Below are 16,884 nucleotides of genomic sequence, written 5' to 3'. Positions count from 1 at the left end.
CTTAAGAATCAGGTACGGTAAATGGTTTCAATCAGATGATAGCCGAATTTGGTTTTAACCGGCCCCTGAACCTTGAGTAATGGCCCTTTAAACACAACGTCGTCGAAGGCTTTGACCATCTCACCTTTGTTAAACTCACCCAGGCTGCCACCGTTCTTTTTGGACGGGCAGGTCGAGTGCTTCTGAGCCAATTTGGCAAAGTCAGCACCTTTGGCGAGCTGTTGTTTCAGATTGTCGGCTTGTTCTTTGGTTTTAACCAGGATATGGCGGGCACAGGCACGTGGCATAAGATGCTCCGGAAGCAATAGCAGTAACAGGCGATTATTTTATCTCATCCAGCCATTGCTGTAATCGTTCCGGGCTACCAAACTGCTGTTCCAGAATTTTTTGGGTGGTGGCATCGCCCTGTACCATAAAGGCTTTAATGTCATCGCCAAGTGCCTGACGCTGTGATTTTGGAATATCCGAGTTATACAAAGACGATGACAGGATATGGCCAGACAGTGTGCGTACGTATGCGTTGTCATCGTTAGTGACCAGATCCAGAAAATACTTATTCATCTCCGGGTCCTGTAAACCGATACTACTGATCTGCTCCAGCGCTTTAATACGCATCGACTGATCCGGAGTGTCATTGCTGAGTTGTACCATGGCACTGACCACTTGGCGGTTGTTGTAATAATCATCGTGCAGACCAATGCTGTGACTGGCGAAGATCAGTTGTTGCACCGCTTTGACCCGCTGTTGATCCGTCTGATTAACGTCGGTTGCCTGGGTGAATAATTCATAGCGCATTTGCTCGGCATATTGTGGGTCTGATTTCAGGCGACTCTCAAAGTTCTCGGGCATACCTTGTAACAGCTCCGCGTACTCTTTTTCGTAGTGGCTGGTGGGGGCGGTATTTTGTTGCAATTCGTTCAGGGTGGTCTGTAGCTGTTGTAGCACGACACCTTGTTGTTGTAACACGGCACCTTGCTGTTGCAGATGGCGCTCGACCTGTTGTAACACCTGCAATAATTCCTGTTGTGACAGCGATGCTAACGGTTGATGGTTGGCCTGACTCTCAGTGGAAAAGATTTGCACATCACCCGAGATTAGCGCTGTATTTGAACTGGCGGTATCGTCTATAGCGGCAGAGTGGTTCTGCATTTGTGGGATAGCCCAAAAAACAGCGTAGCCGGCTAGTAAAATTGCTAATGTAGCTATCAGTGAAAAAACGTACTTCATAAATGTCGTCCCTGAGATACTGCTGTGAATACCGACTTTTTTGCAGAATTGACCGCTTGGTTACATTTTTACTTCGCGCCAGAGGGCGGCTTGTGCGAAAATCGCGCGCCAATTGTACCCCAATGGCCGAAGCTGTGTATTCTGCTATTTGCGGCACCCCAAATTCCGATCTGACAGCAATTAATAACGAGGTAACTCATGAGCGTTCATGAAATTCGCCACCCTCTGGTTCGACACAAACTTGGCCTGATGCGCCAGCAAAATATCAGCACCCGCAGTTTCCGCCAATTGGCAGGGGAAGTCGGTAACCTGCTGACTTACGAAGCGACTAAAGATCTGGAACTGGAAGATTATAAAATTGAAGGTTGGTGTGGCGAAATCAGTGCCGAACGTATTAAAGGCAAGAAGATTACCGTTGTGCCAATTCTGCGTGCTGGTCTGGGTATGCTGGACGGCGTACTGGAACTGGTACCCAGCGCGAAAATCAGCGTGGTTGGTCTGTACCGTGATGAAGAAACCTTAGAGCCAGTGAGCTACTTCGATAAATTAGCCGGTGATATTGATCAGCGTATGTCGCTGGTAGTAGACCCGATGTTGGCAACCGGTGGTTCTATGAATGCCACCATCGACCTGCTGAAAAAAGCCGGTTGTACTTCAATCCGTGCACTGGTTCTGGTTGCTGCACCAGAAGGTATTAAAGCGGTACAGCAAGCACACCCGGACGTTGAGATTTACACGGCATCCGTTGATGACCACTTAAATGAAAATGGTTACATCATCCCGGGACTGGGCGATGCTGGGGATAAGATTTTTGGTACCGAATAAGTTTTGAGCTAGCTGCCTCGCTGACGGTTAAACAAGCTCGTTGTATTAATAAAGAATTTCAATAAATTAAATATAGAGGAAGTCGTATGTCTCAGGATGCTTACGCCGGTTGGCGTACCGTACTGGCCGGTCTGCAAATGTTATTTGTGGCCTTTGGTGCTTTGGTGTTAATGCCGTTAATTACCGGCTTAAACCCAAGTGTGGCGTTATTTACTGCCGGTATCGGCACCTTATTGTTCCAGTTGATTACCAAACGTTCCGTGCCGGTATTTCTGGCATCATCTTTTGTATTTATTGCCCCGATTATCGGCATTATTCAGCAATACGGCGACGACGGTGTGGCCGTGGCGATGGGCGCTTTATTCTGCTCTGGCTTTACTTATATTGTGCTGGCGATTTTGGTGGCAGTACGGGGCCCGGGTTTTCTGCATCGTATTATGCCGCCGGTAGTTACCGGCCCGATCATTATGATTATTGGTTTGGGTCTGGCGCCGATTGCTGTGAATATGGCAATGGGTAAAACCGGTGATGCTTCTGCTCAGCTGTTCCCGTATACCGATGCCATTTGGGTATCCATGCCGGCGTTATTGGTTACCTTACTGGTGGCGACACTGGCGAAAGGTATTTTCCGTTTAGTGCCGATTCTGGCCGGTATTGTTGTGGGTTATAGCATTGCCGCCTTTATGGGTATGGTGGATTTCTCCGCGGTAAATAACAGCTCCTGGGTTGCGGTACCGGATTTTGTCACGCCTAAATTTGAGATGGCCGCTATTCTGCTGATGATGCCGGTGGCGCTGGTGGCTGCGATTGAGCACGTTGGTGATGTATTAGCCATCTCCAGTGTGACGGGTGAAAACTACGTAGAGAAACCAGGACTGCACCGCACCTTATTGGGTGACGGTGTTGCCACTTCTGCAGCAGCGTTATTTGGTGGGCCACCAAACACCACTTACTCCGAAGTGACTGGTGCGGTGATGTTAACCAAAGCCTTTAATCCGGTGATTATGACCTTTGCTGCAGGCTTTGCTATCACGCTGGCATTTATCGCCAAGTTTGGTGCTTTCCTGCAAACCATTCCAGCACCGGTGATGGGCGGTATCCTGATCTTGCTGTTCGGTTCGATTGCTTCTGTGGGCCTGAATATTCTGGTTAAAGCGCGGGTTGATATGGGCCAGCAGCGTAATCTGGTGATTGTATCCACCACGCTGGTGTTCGGTATTGGTGGTATGACGTTGGGTAGCCTTGAAGGCCTGAGTTTGTGTGGCCTGGTGGCTATCGTGCTGAACCTGGTGCTGCCAAAAGCTGATGAGACCGAAGACTTACACGAAGAAGAAGAGATTGTGGAAGGGATGGTGAAATAACTTCCCTGGCAGGCTGTTAATAGCCCTAAGCCTGATTGCAATACTCGATCAAACCCCGAAGTGGACTGCCGCTTCGGGGTTTTTTATGGCTCTGTTTTTTATTGTCGTTCGAACAGGGGTGCTGTAACGTCCGTTTATTATGCAATGCAGAGACACTTTATGGATTATGAAATACAACACCAGCCAGAGCAGTCACGATTTGTCTTAATCAAAGACTCGCACGAGTGTGTATTGGATTATGTGATTACCGATCGTCAGCTCGATTTTACTCACACCTATGTGCCGTTTCGTTTGCGGGGGCAGGGGCTGGCCGAAGTGTTGGTTGAGCACGGTTTAAGCTGGGCAAAAAAAGAAGGCTATCGTCTGCAGGCCAGCTGCTGGTATGTGCAGAAATTTTTATAAATACAATAAGTACATTATCCCGAGCGCAAAATGAAAAAGTGGATCGCTTTAATTTGTTTGTATCTGGTGCAGGGTTTACCGCACGGTTTTTTTGGCCAGGCGATGCCGGTGCTGATGCGCGAGCAGGGGCTGGATCTGACCATGATTGGCCTTTTGTCGCTGCTGGCTTTGCCCTGGGCGCTTAAATTTATCTGGGCTCCGTGGCTGGATAAATTCAGTCTGTATAAACATGAATATCGTCGTAGCTGGATCTTTGCCATGAATTACAGTGCGGCGGCCATTTTGTTAGTGATTGCCTTACAGCCAGTGGAATTCTGGGTGCAGCAAAATATTCTGTTATTTGCCGGATTATTGTTTTGTCTGAATCTGGTGATTTCCACCCAGGATATCGCGACTGATGCGTTAGCGGTTGAAAACTTAGCCAGCCATGAACGTGGTATTGGTAATGGTGTGCAGGTCGCGGGTTATCGTATTGGTATGGTACTGGCGGGTGGCGTATTGGTAGCCTTTTTTGGTTGGTTCGGCTGGCAGGGGGCTTTGTTATTGCTGGCGCTGGCGATGGTGGCTGGCACACTGCCGTTATGGCGTTTTCAACCAAAACCTCACGTGGTGGATGATCAGCCATTATGGCCGTTGTGGCTGGACTTTTTTCGCGCCCCGGGAGCCGGCTTATGGCTGCTGATGATTTTCCTGTTTAAATTTGGGGATGCGTTTGGCACACAAATGATTCGTCCGATGCTGGTGGATCAGGGAATTACGTTGGAGCAAATGGGCGTTATTCTTGGTTCAGTTGGTTTTGCCGCAGGCTTGTTAGGGGCACTAATTGGTGGCTGGATGGTGAGTCGTATTGGCCGACAAACAGCTTTGCTGGGATTCTTGCTGATTGAAGCGCTGGCGTTGCTGAGTTACCTCGGCCTTAATGGACAGGAGCTGGTGCGTATTTATGTGGCAGTAACGCTGGAGCATATTGCCGGTGGCATGGCAACGGCGGCGTTATTTACCGTGATGATGGATCGCTGTCGTGAGCATTGCGCCGCAGCAGACTATGCTTTGCAGAGTTGTGTGGTAGTGATCTCTGGTATGATTGCTGGCATGTTGTCAGGGTTCAGTGCTCAGGCATTGGGATACGATGGACATTTTATCGTCGCAGCTGTGTTATGTATGGTTGCTTTGCTGGTGGTGTGGCAAGCCATTCGTCGGGGCTTAATTTCTGCGCGCCAGGCGATTTAAATACTGGTTAATTATATTTGTTTTCAGGTTATTAAATAATGAGTGATATAACTGCAACTCATCACCTTGATGCACAAGGGTTGTTTTGCCCGGAGCCTGTAATGATGTTACATAACATCATTCGTGATATGGCATTAAATGATGTGGTTGAAATTCTGGCAACGGACCCTTCGACTCAGCGTGATTTTCTCAAGTTCTGTAATTTCCTGAATCAGGAAATGGTGTTGATGGAAGAGCAGGACGGGGTGTATCGTTTTTTAATTAAAAAGCAGTCTGACGGCGAATAAGTATTTTTCAGAAAGCCATCAGCACAAAAAAACAGTAGCAAAAACAATAAGCGTAAAAAACAAGCATAAAAAAGAGCAGCTCAAGGGCTGCTCTTTTTTATTATTTGATTACAACAGAATCGGTGTAATCAGAAGCTTTGGCGCAGGCTGAACAGGAAGGCCTGAGTTTTGCCATCGCTGCCGTAATCGGCTTCTTCAAATTCGAAACCGGCCAGACGCTCACCGCTTAACTGGTAATACGCGCTACCGAAGTAGTTGTTATCCAGCTGACGTTCTGTTTTGTCTTCGTCTTTACCGTTGGCATAACCAAAGTTCAGAACCAGTTTGCTCACTGGCTTGTAGGTTAATGCGATGGTGCTGGAGTGACGGAAGTCATCGTCGCCAGTGTCACGATCGGCACCACGGTAAGCAAAACCGAAGTCCAGCTGATCGTTAACAACGTATTTAGCACCCAGGCTGTAAATCATTGGCTCAGCAACATCCAGATCAGCGTCTTTTGCCGCATCACTTTCAATCACTACCGACTGAATAGCGGAAGCGTTTAACGTTAAACCACCAAAGGTTGCCGCCGTACCAACGGTTACTGCAGTAATGCCACTGTCGTTAACCAGTTCTTTCTTACCGCCCTGAGTTAATGGCTCACCATCAACCACAATGGCTTCACCACTTTCAGTTTCTAAAGGCTGTGCGCCAACGGTTATTTCACGGTCATCTTCTGCGATATGTAGAGCGATGGTTGCCGTAAACGGGCTGTCACTGAAGCCACCGCCACCGTAGGTGTAGTTAATAGTGCTGTCGTTACGGTAGCCGAAGCCAACGGAACCCGGCATCAGTGATGTGATATAGAAGTATGAACCTACGCCCTGAACTTCACTGCGGTGAGTGTTCCAGGCACTGTATTCAAAGTATGGAGACCACTGTGCACCGACTTTGATGCTGTGCTCACCTTTAGACAGACCAAACCAGCCCAGACGGGTACGGGCAAATGCGCCACCATCGTCCAGTACGTTGATGCGGGCTTCAATGCGGTAGCTTCCTACCCAGCCATCATCCAGTTCTTCTTCGCCCATCACACCCAGACGAGACTGAACGCCGTTGGCTAACGCAAACTGACGATCATCAGTGTTGCGGTTAGAGCTGTTGTTTGGATCATCAGAACCACCGTTCGGATACACATCCGTACCGTTAGAGGTGCTGTCAGAATAGGTTTCCAGGCCAATATCAACGAAACCGTAGAAGTTGACGCTAGGAACAGCAGCAGCGGTTGAGGATAAGGCGGCAGCCGCTACAGCAATAGCCAGAGGGGTTTTATAAGACATACGTTCAATACCTTCTTTTTATCTCAGCTCGTGACTTATCGGTTATTTGAAATGTCCGATTTGTCGCGAAAACGGCGCCACATTACAGAAATCTGACCGGATAGCCAGTATAAGAGGAGGGGGATGTTTACCAGTCTTTCAGGATGTTTTTACGGGTGTTCGTATATGCCGCAGTTGGTATTCGTATAACTACTTAGTGCTTTGCTTATGGGATTTATATTTTTAATAAGTATTTGAAATATAAAGGCTTAAAATTTTGGTATTGGTGTTTTTAGATTAAAGATTGATTGTTCATTCAGTTGATTGGTTTGTTAAATGAAACAAATCTTTTGGCGGAGGATGAGTTGCCGGAAAAATGTAGTTTTTTGTTACCGGACTGATTTGGTCAGGATTTTTATGTCTTTTCGGATGCAGCGGTGTGTTCTGCCGGCTGGCGGTTTACACCCGTGAATGGACTCTGTAGAGTACGCGATCAATTTTCACGTGGCCTGTCGTGGGGGCCACCACTGGTAAAGGACTCAATAATGCCTGTTATTACCCTTCCTGATGGTTCGAAGCGCGAATTCGACCAGCCTGTTACCCTGATGCAAGTTGCCGAAGATATCGGCCCTGGCCTAGCCAAAGCGACTGTATGTGGTCGTATTAATGGTGAGCTGGTGGATGCTTGTGAACTGATTACGCATGATTCTGATGTGACCCTGATCACGGGCCGTGACCAGGACGGTCTGGAAGTGATTCGTCACTCTTTTGCTCACCTGGTGGGACATGCTGTTAAACAGTTGTATCCACACGCCAAAATGGCGATTGGCCCGGTGATTGACGACGGCTTCTATTACGACATCGAATTCGAGCGTCCATTTACGCCGGAAGATGTGGCTGATATCGAAAAGCGCGTTAAAGAGCTGATCAAAAAAGATTACACCGTTGATAAGAAGATGACGCCGATTCGTGAAGCGCGTCGGGTGTTTGTTGATCGTCAGGAAGATTATAAGGTTGAGCTGATTGATAACCTGATTGAGCAGGGTGAAACCGAAGTTGGCCTGTACCATCACGAAGAATACGTGGATATGTGTCGTGGCCCACACGTACCTAATACTCGTGTGATGCGTGTCTTTAAGCTGATGCGGGTTTCCGGTGCTTACTGGCGTGGTGATGCCAACAATCAGCAGTTGCAGCGTATTTATGGTACCGCCTGGAACGATAAGAAAGAGCAAAAAGCTTATCTGACTCGTCTGGAAGAAGCGGAAAAACGCGATCACCGTAAGCTGGCTAAGCAATTAGACCTGTTCCACTTACAGGAAGAAGCGCCGGGTATGGTGTTCTGGCATCCTAATGGCTGGACCATGTACCAGGTACTTGAACAGTACATGCGTCAGGTTCAGAACGATGCCGGTTATAAAGAGATTAAAACCCCTCAGGTGGTTGATCGGACGTTGTGGGAAAAGTCTGGTCACTGGGATCACTACGCTGAAAACATGTTCACGACCGAGTCGGAGAAGCGCACTTATGCAGTGAAGCCGATGAACTGTCCGGGTCATATTCAGGTATTTAATCAGGGTCTGAAGAGCTACCGTGATCTGCCGCTGCGTTTGGCAGAGTTTGGTTGCTGTCACCGTAATGAACCATCCGGTGCCTTACACGGCATTATGCGGGTGCGTGGCTTTACTCAGGACGATGCTCACATCTTTGTGTCTGAAAATCAGATCCGCCAGGAAGCTTCTGACTTTATTAAGCTGACGCTGGATGTGTACAAAGACTTTGGCTTTGATGCGGTTGAAATGAAGCTGTCGACTCGCCCGGAAGGCCGTATTGGTGATGACTCCCAGTGGGATATGGCAGAAGCCGCTCTGGAAGATGCACTCAATGACGCTGGGCTGGAGTGGGAATTACAGCCGGGTGAAGGGGCTTTCTATGGTCCTAAGATTGAGTTCTCCCTGCGTGACTGTCTGAATCGTGTTTGGCAGTGCGGTACCTTGCAGCTCGACTTTATGTTGCCGGGCCGTTTAGGTGCGCAGTTTGTTGACGAAGATGGCGAGCGTAAAACGCCGGTGATGTTACACCGAGCTATTCTGGGTTCGTTCGAGCGATTTGTGGGTATTCTGATTGAGCATTATGCCGGTGCGATGCCACCTTGGTTGGCGCCGCAGCAGGTTTCGGTACTCAATATCACCGATAATCAGAGCGAATATTGTGAAAAACTGGCAGAAAGCCTGAAATCACGCGGATTCCGTGCCCAAGCGGACTTGAGAAACGAGAAGATCGGCTTTAAAATCCGCGAGCACACTTTGCACAAGGTACCTTACCTGTTGGTGGTAGGGGATAAAGAAGTAGAAGCAAACACCGTAGCTGTCCGTACGCGTAAAGGTGAAGACCTGGGCGTAATGAGTATCGATGCCTTTATCGAGCTGTTGGAAGGCGCTATTGCACAGCGCGGTCGGTTTGGAATGGAGAGCTGAGTTATCAGACGCGATAATAGAAGAGGCCGTCAAGAACCACGCGCGGCTATTAATGATAATATCCGTGCCACTGAGGTACGTTTAATCGGTGCTGACGGCGATCAGGTCGGCGTTGTAAGTATTAAAGAAGCTTTGGAAGCGGCTGCGGAAGCAGAGCTGGATCTGGTACAGATCTCTGACGGCGATCCGATTGTCTGTAAAATTATGGACTTTGGTAAGAAGCTGTACGAAGAGAAAAAGCAGAAAGCCGAAGCCAAAAAGCGTCAGCATCAGGTCCAGATTAAGGAAATCAAATTCCGTCCGGGCACTGAAGAAGGCGATTACCAGATTAAGCTGCGTAAGCTGCGTGAATTCTTAGAAGCGGGCAATAAAGCGAAAATTTCCATTCGCTTCCGTGGTCGTGAGATGGCGCACCAGCAAATTGGTATGGAATTAATGAATCGTGTTGAAGGTGACCTGGAAGATCTGGGTACGGTTGAACAGCGTCCTAAGCTGGAAGGCCGTCAGATGGTCATGGTCCTCGGCCCGGTTAAAAAGAAGTAGTCTGGTTTTCAAAGAACCTTAAGCCCGGCCAAATCCTGTTGTATTGGCCGGGTTTTATTCGTTCTGCCAGACACTCAGTAAGCTTATAAAAGCTTGCTGCTAAACGGCAGGTATCTTAATGATATCTTGACCTGCTTGTATGGCAGGTCTGCCAGTCAGGTAGGTGTATGTACAGGGTCTTAGTTTCTGTACGCACCATAACGTTGGAGTTTAAAAATGCCTAAGATCAAAACTAAGAGTGGCGCAGCTAAGCGCTTCAAAAAGACTGCGAACGGTTTCAAGCACCGTCAGGCTCACCGTAGCCACATCCTGACCAAGAAGAGCACTAAGCGTAAGCGTCACTTACGTCCAATGCTGCAATTACACGCTGCCGACAAAAAGTTGGTTGTGCGTATGTTACCTAACCTTTAATCGGTACTGTTCAGGAGATAAATTATGGCTCGTGTAAAACGTGGTGTTGTCGCTCGTCGTCGTCACAAAAAAATTCTGAAGCAGGCTAAAGGTTACTACGGTGCTCGTAGCCGTGTATTCCGCGTCGCTAAACAAGCGGTTATTAAAGCGGGTCAGTACGCTTACCGTGACCGTCGTCAGCGTAAGCGTCAGTTCCGTCAACTGTGGATTGCTCGTATCAATGCGGGTGCTCGTCAGAACGGTCTGTCTTACAGCAAGTTCATCAATGGCCTGAAAAAGGCAACTGTTGAAATTGACCGTAAGGTGCTGGCTGATTTAGCAGTTAACGAAAAAGCAGCGTTCGCGGCTCTGGTAGAAAAAGCCAAGTCCAGCCTGTAATTTCGGCGGTAAACCGTGAAGCGGTTTGCCAGGCAGGTTTCAGACTTCTGAAGCCTGTGAAATAGGGGAGTGGATTCGTTCATTCCCCTATTTTTTTGTCATTTTGAAGCTATTACCAATAAGCAACGTGGAAACCAACATGGAAAACCTCGAAGCCCTGACAAAACAAGCCCTGAGTGCCGTTGAAGAAGCGCAAGATGTTGCTGCGCTGGATCAGGTCCGGGTTCAGTTTCTGGGTAAAAAAGGGGAAATCACTTCCCTGATGAAAAACCTGGGTAATGTCGCACCGGAAGATCGTCCGAAAATTGGTGCGGTTATCAACGAAGCCAAAACCCAGGTACAGAATGCCATTAATGCACGCAAAGAAGCGCTGGAAACCGAAGCGCTGAATGCCAAGCTGGCGAGTGAAACCATTGATATCACTCTGCCTGGTCGTGCTGCTCAAACCGGTGGTTTGCATCCGGTTACCCGCACTCTGGAACGTATTGAAAGCTTTTTTGCCGGTGCTGGTTACCAGGTGGCAGAAGGGCCGGAAGTGGAAGATGACTTCCACAACTTCGAGGCATTAAATATTCCATCGCATCACCCGGCACGTGCCATGCACGATACCTTCTATTTTGATGCCCACACGCTGCTGCGTACCCATACCTCACCGGTTCAGGTACGTACTATGGAAGCGCAACAGCCACCGATTCGTATCATTTGCCCGGGTCGTGTGTATCGTTGCGATTACGACCAGACTCACTCACCGATGTTCCATCAGGTGGAAGGTCTGCTGGTCGATAAAGACATCAGCTTTGCCGATTTAAAAGGCACACTGGAGCAGTTTATGGCGGCTTTCTTTGAGCGTGATGTCAAAGTGCGTTTACGTCCGTCTTATTTTCCGTTTACTGAACCGTCTGCTGAAATTGATATCGAGTGGATTGTTGAGACTCCGGAAGGCACTAAGCGTGGCTGGCTGGAAATCGGCGGCTGCGGCATGGTTCATCCCAAAGTATTTGAAGCCGTGGGCATTGACCCTGAGCAATACAGTGGTTTTGCCTTTGGTATGGGTGTTGAACGTATGGCGATGTTGCGTTACGGCGTAAACGACCTGCGTTTATTCTTCGAAAATGACCTGCGTTTCCTGCAGCAGTTTAACTAACACCCGCAACCAGAGGACACTCTTATGAAATTCAGTGAACAGTGGTTGCGCGAGTGGGTGCAGCCGAATGATGAAAAAGGCGCCTGGGATACTCAGCAGCTGTGTGACCAGGTCACGCTGGCGGGCTTAGAAGTTGATGGCGTTGAAGACGTTGCCAGTGACTTTAGCGGCGTTGTGGTTGGTCAAGTGGTTAGCCGTGAACAACACCCAGATGCCGACAAGTTAAGCCTGTGTCAGGTGAGTGATGGCACGGAAACCTTCCAGATCGTATGTGGCGCTGCCAACGTGCGTGAAGGTCTGAAAATTCCTTTTGCCAAAATTGGCGCTGTGTTGCCGACTGAAGATGGTAAAGGCTTTAAGATCAAAAAAGCCAAGCTGCGTGGCGTTGAGTCCTTCGGTATGTTGTGTGCCGAACAAGAGCTGGGCATGGCGGAAAGCTCTGACGGCTTGATGGAATTACCTGAGTCCGCTCCGGTGGGTCAGGATTTCCGTGAATACATGGATCTGGACGACAAAATCATCGAAGTTGACTTAACCCCCAACCGCGCCGATTGCCTGAGCATTGCAGGCCTGGCGCGTGAAGTGGGTGTATTAAGTAAGTCTGACGTTCAGGGCCCGGTGATTGAAGCGGTTGCTCCGGCGATTGACGATAAAGCCTCAATTGAAGTAACGGCCACCGAAGGCTGTCCACGTTATTTAGGCCGTATTGTTAAAGGCGTAAATGTTAAAGCAGAAACACCATTATGGATGGTGGAGAAACTGCGCCGTAGTGGTATTCGCTCGATTGATCCGGTTGTGGATATCACCAACTACATTCTGCTGGAACAAGGCCAGCCGATGCACGCATTCGATCTGGCTAAGGTTGATGGCGGCATTCGTGTGCGCATGGCTGAGCAGGGCGAAAAACTGACCTTGTTAGACGGTCAGGAAGTCGAATTAAAAGACAATACCCTGGTGATTGCTGACCATAATAAAGCACTCGCGATTGCGGGCATCATGGGTGGTGAACACTCAGGTGTGAATGGCGAAACTCAGGATCTGTTGTTAGAAGCGGCGTTCTTTAACCCAATTACCATTGCTGGCCGTGCCCGTTCTTACGGTTTGCACACCGATTCTTCCCACCGCTTCGAGCGTGGTGTCGATTATGAACTGGCACGTAACGCCATGGAGCGCGCCACTGCGCTGGTGATTGAGATTTGTGGCGGTCAACCAGGCCCAATCGTTGAAGCGTTAAGCGAAAAAGATCTGCCGGTTGCAGCCGATATCACCCTGCGTAACCGCCGTGTGAAGCAGGTTCTGGGTCTGGAAATGGCGCAGGAAGACATTACTGAAATCCTGACCCGTTTAGGTATGGATGTGAGTGTTAACGGTTCTGGCGACGATGTTAGCTGGAGTGCAAAAGCACCAAGCTATCGTTTCGATATGGCGATTGAGGCCGACCTGATTGAAGAGCTGGCGCGTATTTACGGTTACAACCGTTTGCCGGTTCGTACGCCAAAAGCACACACGCCATTGGCGACCATGCCAGAAGCAAAAATGACGATCAAAGATCTGCGTCGTCAGCTCGTTGCTCGTGGTTATCAGGAAGCGATCACTTACAGCTTTGTTGATCCTAAGATGCAGAAAGCCATGGACCCTGAGGTTGAAGGCTTGGCGCTGCTGAATCCGATCTCGACCGAAATGTCAGTGATGCGTACTAACTTGTGGGCGGGCCTGGTCGGTGCCGTTTCTCACAACCTGAAACGCCAGCAACCGCGTGTTCGTTTATTCGAAACCGGTTTGCGCTTTGTGCCAACGGTTGTGGATGGTAAGAGTGAGCTGATTCAGACACCAACTCTGGCCTTAGCGGTTTGTGGTACACGTTTACCTCAGTCCTGGAGTGCCCAGGATGAAGCGGTCGATTTCTTCGATGTAAAAGGTGACGTTGAAACTCTATTGGCTCGTACCGGTGAGGCAGAGGCGTATAAGTTTGTTGTGGCGCAACATCCGGCACTGCACCCAGGTCAGACCGCTCGTATCGAGAAAAACGGCAAACCAGTTGGCTGGATTGGTGCTATTCACCCAAGTCTGCAAAAGCAAGTAGGTGTGAAGCAGACCGTGTATCTGGTGGAGCTGGATCAGGAAGCGATTCAACAGAAAGCCGTTCCTGTGTTTGGCGAATTGTCTAAATTCCCGGAAATGCGTCGTGACCTGGCACTGGTTGTGAAGCAGGAACAGCAAGTTGAAGCGGTATTTGCTGCGATTCGTGAGCAAGCCGGTGAATATCTGACAAACCTCAACCTGTTTGACGTTTATGTTGGCAAAGGTATTGATCCTGATAGAAAAAGTCTGGCTTTGGGCTTGACCTGGCAGCATCCTTCGCGCACTCTGACTGACGACGAAGTGAACGATTCAGTGAACGCTGTGCTCGCTCACCTTGAACAAAGTTTGGGAGCAACGCTAAGGGGTTAGCATGACCGCTCTGACCAAAGCAGAATTAGCAGAAAAACTGTTTGACGATCTTGGTCTGAACAAACGTGAGGCAAAGGATATGGTGGATCTCTTCTTTGATGAGATCCGCGGTAGCCTGAGCCGTAACGAACAAGTGAAGTTGTCAGGGTTTGGCAACTTCGACTTGCGTGATAAAAGCCAACGACCAGGCCGTAATCCAAAAACCGGTGAAGAGATTCCGATCTCCGCACGTCGTGTGGTGACGTTTAAGCCGGGGCAAAAACTCAAAATCCGGGTAGAAGCCTATGCTGGAAGCGAGCCACAATAACGAACTTCCCCCCATTCCTGCCAAGCGCTACTTCACTATTGGTGAGGTCAGTGAGCTGTGCGATGTGAAACCACATGTACTGCGCTACTGGGAACAGGAATTTCCTCAATTAAGCCCGGTGAAACGCCGCGGCAATCGCCGCTATTATCAGCGCCAGGACGTTATCCTCGTCCGTGAAATTCGCACCTTGCTTTATGAAAATGGCTACACCATTGGTGGAGCTCGCCAGCGCCTGAGTGATGAAGGTGATGATGGTGCCGTCGCGATGGATAAAGCCTTGATCAAAAGCATGATCAGTGAGCTGAAAGAACTCGAAGAGCTGCTCAGGCCAGAATAAGCGCTATTGTTGATATAACAACGTCTTGGAATGGCCCGCCCGAGAGGATTACTTGCGGCCTGCGGCCCATCGTCGTTCCGCTAATGTTCTCTGCGTTCGCAAGCTCACTACGAGTCGAACCTACCAGAGGTTCTCATCCACATCAGGCTGAAGATGAATTTCAGAAAAACAATTCAGTAAGGAAATGAAGCGGAGTATTTGGGAGAGTTCGAAAGAGTGGCCCGCCCGAGAGGATTCGAACCTCTGACCTTCGCCTCCGGAGGGCGACGCTCTATCCAGCTGAGCTACGGGCGGATTGGTCGGGATGAGAGGATTTGAACCTCCGACCACCTGCACCCCATACAGGTGCGCTACCAGGCTGCGCTACATCCCGATGAAGTTTCTGACATGGTTATTCAGAAGGGCAGAAGTATAACCTAAGTGTCTGAAAAGTGAATACTTTTCTCTATCCGATCAAATGGCCTCCCCACGAGGACTCGAACCCCGATCAGCCGCTTAGGAGGCAGCAGTTTTATCCGGTTAAACTATGAGGAGACTGCGCGGATTCTAATACGTTGGTGTTGAGTTGTCATGCTCAGACATCACCAATTTCGGACTCCTGCTGTTCCTTCAGGCGGCGTTCTTCCCACTGGAATTCGGTAATCAGGCGGTCGATATAGCGCTGGGCAGTGGCTGAAACGGATGTGAAGGCAAAACCACAATGGGTATTGCCCTGGTCGTCCAGAATCACGTGGCGAGCTTCCAGAGAACAGTCCATATAATGCTCCTGATTGAAGCGAACTTTGGCGACCGGAAAGTTACGGATTTCTTCCAGGCGTTTTTTAACATTGCCGTTAATTTTGACCCGAAAGCCACTGGAGGAAAGATCCTGCAGAGTACCGAGGATATTGCCTTCATCGTCTGGCATCTGAACTTTGAGGCGTATGTTGTGTGCCGGTGGCACCATAACCCGGTAAGCCGTCCGGCGTTGCAGGTATAGCAGGCTTTCCGGAAACTCGACCCGGTACTGTTCTTTGGCGGCACTGTATTTCATTCGCCCGGTGACTTTAAATTCAATCCGTACACCCTGAGAATCACATTCGACGCTGTAGCGGTTGCCCTGGCGAATCAGATCATTACCTTCTTCCGGCGTGACCTGATCCATAAAGAAGCTGCGGCTTTTGAGATCGGTTTGGGTAATCGCTGAGCGGAAGGTGTGTTGCTGGCTCTCAATACGAATCTGGACGGGAGTCTCCATCACCACGATTTTCCGCAATGCGCCATAAATGTCTTCGGGTGCGGTCAGAATGTATTCCTGATTACTTTCCTGTGCCATTGAAAGGTCCGATCTGTTACTGCGTTGATACGTTATTGCTTTTATTGCTGGGCAGGTTTATGCCTGCCGCTCAGGCGCTGGTATAGCCGGAACCGCGATTCAGTCCCCGGGTTTTTCCAGTCGCACTGTATAATTGTGGATCATTCTGCTTGCCGCGCAAGATATTGAGCTGATCTATTGTCCGTTTTCGGGCTTTTAATACCATTTCGGATAATACTTCGGAGATGCGCTGGTTGGCTTCATAGCTGCTGGCCAGTTGTTGCCACACCTGTTGTATCTGGTCGTCAGCGGCAAACTCTGGCCGGGTCAGGCATTCTCTGGAGTGTGGTAATTGTTGCTCAGTCATCCATTCCAGGCGCTGTCTGGATTGTGACTGGAGCTGGGATAAACACTGGGATTTTTGCTTATGGAGATTGGCTAGCGGCTCCAGCTCTCGGTTGCTGAAAGCCGCCAGTTCTTGCTCAAGTAACTGATGCAGGGCTTGCGTTGCCTGCAGCTCGGAAGTCAGAAGTTGAGCAAAGGTAGTGCTAATGTCAGGCATGTGCCCTCACAGGATCAGTTTAAACGCTCCTCAAAATCAAGCATTTTTCCTGCCAGTTTCTGGTAGTCGATTTTATATTCGCCACTTTCAATCTGATTGCGAATGCGCTCGACCGTGCTGTCATCAACGTCAGGTAAGCTGCGTACTTCCGCTTCAATCTGCTGGATGCTTTTACTGCTGGCGCTGAGTTTTACCTGATCAGTAAAGCCGGCACTGTCTTTTGCCTGAGTTTGTGGTTCCGGGCTGACGGGGGCTTTGCTGGGTTCATTCCGGGTCCTCGCATGATTATCGAGGCCTCCGGTAAATTTGTTAATGTTCATCACTAAATCTCCGAGCTGAATAGCCATTAT

Annotated in this window: 19 protein-coding genes and 3 tRNA genes; 13 read left to right on the top strand and 9 right to left on the bottom strand. The window is 49.3% G+C overall.

Features of this window, described 5'->3' with window-relative positions; translation table 11 throughout:
• Positions 1 to 8: 8 nt before the first annotated feature.
• Together ACO05E_RS02015 and ACO05E_RS02010 are read right to left on the bottom strand one after the other, a co-directional pair.
• A complete protein-coding gene (locus ACO05E_RS02015) occupies positions 9 to 287 on the bottom strand; it encodes a peptidylprolyl isomerase (RefSeq protein ID WP_419811332.1) in 279 nt (92 codons plus the stop codon).
• A 34-nt stretch (positions 288 to 321) separates the two neighbouring features.
• Positions 322 to 1,227 carry a hypothetical protein gene (locus ACO05E_RS02010; protein WP_419811331.1) on the bottom strand — a complete coding sequence of 302 codons (906 nt, stop codon included), beginning with the start codon at positions 1,225 to 1,227 and terminating at the stop codon, positions 322 to 324.
• Positions 1,228 to 1,425: 198 nt separating this feature from the next.
• Between ACO05E_RS02010 and upp the strand changes: the two genes are divergently transcribed.
• The 5 genes from upp to tusA all read left to right on the top strand — a co-directional run bounded on the left by upp (position 1,426) and on the right by tusA (position 5,332).
• Positions 1,426 to 2,052 carry a uracil phosphoribosyltransferase gene (gene upp / locus ACO05E_RS02005; protein WP_419811330.1) on the top strand — a complete coding sequence of 209 codons (627 nt, stop codon included), beginning with the start codon at positions 1,426 to 1,428 and terminating at the stop codon, positions 2,050 to 2,052.
• Positions 2,053 to 2,138: 86 nt separating this feature from the next.
• Positions 2,139 to 3,413, top strand: a complete 1,275-nt coding sequence (locus tag ACO05E_RS02000; RefSeq protein ID WP_419811329.1) for a uracil-xanthine permease family protein — start codon at positions 2,139 to 2,141, stop codon at positions 3,411 to 3,413.
• A gap of 159 nt (positions 3,414 to 3,572) precedes the next feature.
• Positions 3,573 to 3,815, top strand: a complete 243-nt coding sequence (locus ACO05E_RS01995) for a GNAT family N-acetyltransferase (RefSeq protein WP_419811328.1) — start codon at positions 3,573 to 3,575, stop codon at positions 3,813 to 3,815.
• A 30-nt stretch (positions 3,816 to 3,845) separates the two neighbouring features.
• Positions 3,846 to 5,045, top strand: coding sequence for an MFS transporter (locus tag ACO05E_RS01990; RefSeq protein ID WP_419811327.1), 1,200 nt, complete (start codon positions 3,846 to 3,848; stop codon positions 5,043 to 5,045).
• 38 nt (positions 5,046 to 5,083) lie between these two features.
• Complete coding sequence (tusA, locus tag ACO05E_RS01985; RefSeq protein WP_419811326.1) at positions 5,084 to 5,332, top strand: sulfurtransferase TusA; 249 nt, start codon at positions 5,084 to 5,086, stop codon at positions 5,330 to 5,332.
• A 128-nt stretch (positions 5,333 to 5,460) separates the two neighbouring features.
• Here tusA and ACO05E_RS01980 read toward each other — a convergent pair whose 3' ends face one another.
• Complete coding sequence (locus ACO05E_RS01980) at positions 5,461 to 6,651, bottom strand: porin (protein WP_419811325.1); 1,191 nt, start codon at positions 6,649 to 6,651, stop codon at positions 5,461 to 5,463.
• 524 nt (positions 6,652 to 7,175) lie between these two features.
• Between ACO05E_RS01980 and thrS the strand changes: the two genes are divergently transcribed.
• From thrS to ACO05E_RS01940, 8 genes are all read left to right on the top strand, one after another.
• Entirely contained in the window at positions 7,176 to 9,107 is a 1,932-nt protein-coding gene (gene thrS / locus ACO05E_RS01975) for a threonine--tRNA ligase (RefSeq protein ID WP_419811324.1), read from the top strand.
• A 3-nt stretch (positions 9,108 to 9,110) separates the two neighbouring features.
• The gene (infC, locus tag ACO05E_RS01970; protein ID WP_304941531.1) at positions 9,111 to 9,650 is read left to right on the top strand and encodes a translation initiation factor IF-3; all 540 of its coding nucleotides are present in this window, start codon (positions 9,111 to 9,113) and stop codon (positions 9,648 to 9,650) included.
• A 216-nt stretch (positions 9,651 to 9,866) separates the two neighbouring features.
• Positions 9,867 to 10,061, top strand: a complete 195-nt coding sequence (gene rpmI, locus ACO05E_RS01965; protein WP_068658711.1) for a 50S ribosomal protein L35 — start codon at positions 9,867 to 9,869, stop codon at positions 10,059 to 10,061.
• A gap of 24 nt (positions 10,062 to 10,085) precedes the next feature.
• Entirely contained in the window at positions 10,086 to 10,439 is a 354-nt protein-coding gene (rplT, locus tag ACO05E_RS01960) for a 50S ribosomal protein L20 (protein WP_068435564.1), read from the top strand.
• Positions 10,440 to 10,578: 139 nt separating this feature from the next.
• On the top strand, positions 10,579 to 11,583 hold the full coding sequence (gene pheS, locus ACO05E_RS01955; RefSeq protein ID WP_255859904.1) for a phenylalanine--tRNA ligase subunit alpha: 1,005 nt from the start codon (positions 10,579 to 10,581) through the stop codon (positions 11,581 to 11,583).
• A gap of 24 nt (positions 11,584 to 11,607) precedes the next feature.
• The gene (pheT, locus tag ACO05E_RS01950; protein ID WP_419811323.1) at positions 11,608 to 14,034 is read left to right on the top strand and encodes a phenylalanine--tRNA ligase subunit beta; all 2,427 of its coding nucleotides are present in this window, start codon (positions 11,608 to 11,610) and stop codon (positions 14,032 to 14,034) included.
• A 1-nt stretch (position 14,035) separates the two neighbouring features.
• Entirely contained in the window at positions 14,036 to 14,341 is a 306-nt protein-coding gene (gene ihfA / locus ACO05E_RS01945; RefSeq protein WP_068656304.1) for an integration host factor subunit alpha, read from the top strand.
• Positions 14,319 to 14,678 carry a MerR family transcriptional regulator gene (locus tag ACO05E_RS01940; protein ID WP_419811322.1) on the top strand — a complete coding sequence of 120 codons (360 nt, stop codon included), beginning with the start codon at positions 14,319 to 14,321 and terminating at the stop codon, positions 14,676 to 14,678. Before ihfA ends, ACO05E_RS01940 begins: the two co-directional genes overlap by 23 nt.
• A 217-nt stretch (positions 14,679 to 14,895) precedes the next feature.
• Here the strand turns inward: ACO05E_RS01940 and ACO05E_RS01935 are convergent.
• The 6 genes from ACO05E_RS01935 to flgM all read right to left on the bottom strand — a co-directional run bounded on the left by ACO05E_RS01935 (position 14,896) and on the right by flgM (position 16,881).
• A tRNA-Arg gene (locus ACO05E_RS01935) sits at positions 14,896 to 14,972 on the bottom strand.
• A 2-nt stretch (positions 14,973 to 14,974) separates the two neighbouring features.
• Positions 14,975 to 15,051, bottom strand: a tRNA-Pro gene (locus tag ACO05E_RS01930).
• Between the two features lie 85 nt (positions 15,052 to 15,136).
• A tRNA-Arg gene (locus ACO05E_RS01925) sits at positions 15,137 to 15,212 on the bottom strand.
• Positions 15,213 to 15,252: 40 nt separating this feature from the next.
• Positions 15,253 to 15,993 (bottom strand): flagellar brake protein, encoded by a 741-nt coding sequence (locus ACO05E_RS01920; RefSeq protein ID WP_419811321.1) that lies wholly within the window; start codon positions 15,991 to 15,993, stop codon positions 15,253 to 15,255.
• Positions 15,994 to 16,063: 70 nt separating this feature from the next.
• Positions 16,064 to 16,534, bottom strand: a complete 471-nt coding sequence (locus tag ACO05E_RS01915; RefSeq protein WP_419811320.1) for a flagella synthesis protein FlgN — start codon at positions 16,532 to 16,534, stop codon at positions 16,064 to 16,066.
• 14 nt (positions 16,535 to 16,548) lie between these two features.
• A complete protein-coding gene (gene flgM / locus ACO05E_RS01910; RefSeq protein ID WP_419811319.1) occupies positions 16,549 to 16,881 on the bottom strand; it encodes a flagellar biosynthesis anti-sigma factor FlgM in 333 nt (110 codons plus the stop codon).
• Between the last annotated feature and the right edge of the window lie 3 nt (positions 16,882 to 16,884).

It is taken from the genome of Bacterioplanoides sp. (assembly GCF_965226395.1).
In the GTDB taxonomy this organism is placed as follows: Bacteria; Pseudomonadota; Gammaproteobacteria; order Pseudomonadales; family Oceanobacteraceae; genus Bacterioplanoides.
Note: the sequence above shows the minus strand (reverse complement) of the source record. Positions and strands in the feature narration are given on the sequence as shown.

Excerpts from the sequence above, each read along its gene's own strand:
- ACO05E_RS02000 (WP_419811329.1), top strand. The coding sequence starts at position 2,139 with ATGTCTCAGGATGCTTACGCCGGTTGGCGTACCGTACTGGCCGGTCTG.
- ACO05E_RS01990 (WP_419811327.1), top strand. The coding sequence starts at position 3,846 with ATGAAAAAGTGGATCGCTTTAATTTGTTTGTATCTGGTGCAGGGTTTA.
- ACO05E_RS01980 (WP_419811325.1), bottom strand. The coding sequence starts at position 6,651 with ATGTCTTATAAAACCCCTCTGGCTATTGCTGTAGCGGCTGCCGCCTTA.
- ihfA (WP_068656304.1), top strand. The coding sequence starts at position 14,036 with ATGACCGCTCTGACCAAAGCAGAATTAGCAGAAAAACTGTTTGACGAT.
- ACO05E_RS01940 (WP_419811322.1), top strand. The coding sequence starts at position 14,319 with ATGCTGGAAGCGAGCCACAATAACGAACTTCCCCCCATTCCTGCCAAG.
- rpmI (WP_068658711.1), top strand. The coding sequence starts at position 9,867 with ATGCCTAAGATCAAAACTAAGAGTGGCGCAGCTAAGCGCTTCAAAAAG.
- pheS (WP_255859904.1), top strand. The coding sequence starts at position 10,579 with ATGGAAAACCTCGAAGCCCTGACAAAACAAGCCCTGAGTGCCGTTGAA.
- thrS (WP_419811324.1), top strand. The coding sequence starts at position 7,176 with ATGCCTGTTATTACCCTTCCTGATGGTTCGAAGCGCGAATTCGACCAG.
- flgM (WP_419811319.1), bottom strand. The coding sequence starts at position 16,881 with ATGGCTATTCAGCTCGGAGATTTAGTGATGAACATTAACAAATTTACC.
- rplT (WP_068435564.1), top strand. The coding sequence starts at position 10,086 with ATGGCTCGTGTAAAACGTGGTGTTGTCGCTCGTCGTCGTCACAAAAAA.
- ACO05E_RS02010 (WP_419811331.1), bottom strand. The coding sequence starts at position 1,227 with ATGAAGTACGTTTTTTCACTGATAGCTACATTAGCAATTTTACTAGCC.
- pheT (WP_419811323.1), top strand. The coding sequence starts at position 11,608 with ATGAAATTCAGTGAACAGTGGTTGCGCGAGTGGGTGCAGCCGAATGAT.
- ACO05E_RS02015 (WP_419811332.1), bottom strand. The coding sequence starts at position 287 with ATGCCACGTGCCTGTGCCCGCCATATCCTGGTTAAAACCAAAGAACAA.
- ACO05E_RS01995 (WP_419811328.1), top strand. The coding sequence starts at position 3,573 with ATGGATTATGAAATACAACACCAGCCAGAGCAGTCACGATTTGTCTTA.
- ACO05E_RS01915 (WP_419811320.1), bottom strand. The coding sequence starts at position 16,534 with ATGCCTGACATTAGCACTACCTTTGCTCAACTTCTGACTTCCGAGCTG.
- upp (WP_419811330.1), top strand. The coding sequence starts at position 1,426 with ATGAGCGTTCATGAAATTCGCCACCCTCTGGTTCGACACAAACTTGGC.
- ACO05E_RS01920 (WP_419811321.1), bottom strand. The coding sequence starts at position 15,993 with ATGGCACAGGAAAGTAATCAGGAATACATTCTGACCGCACCCGAAGAC.
- tusA (WP_419811326.1), top strand. The coding sequence starts at position 5,084 with ATGAGTGATATAACTGCAACTCATCACCTTGATGCACAAGGGTTGTTT.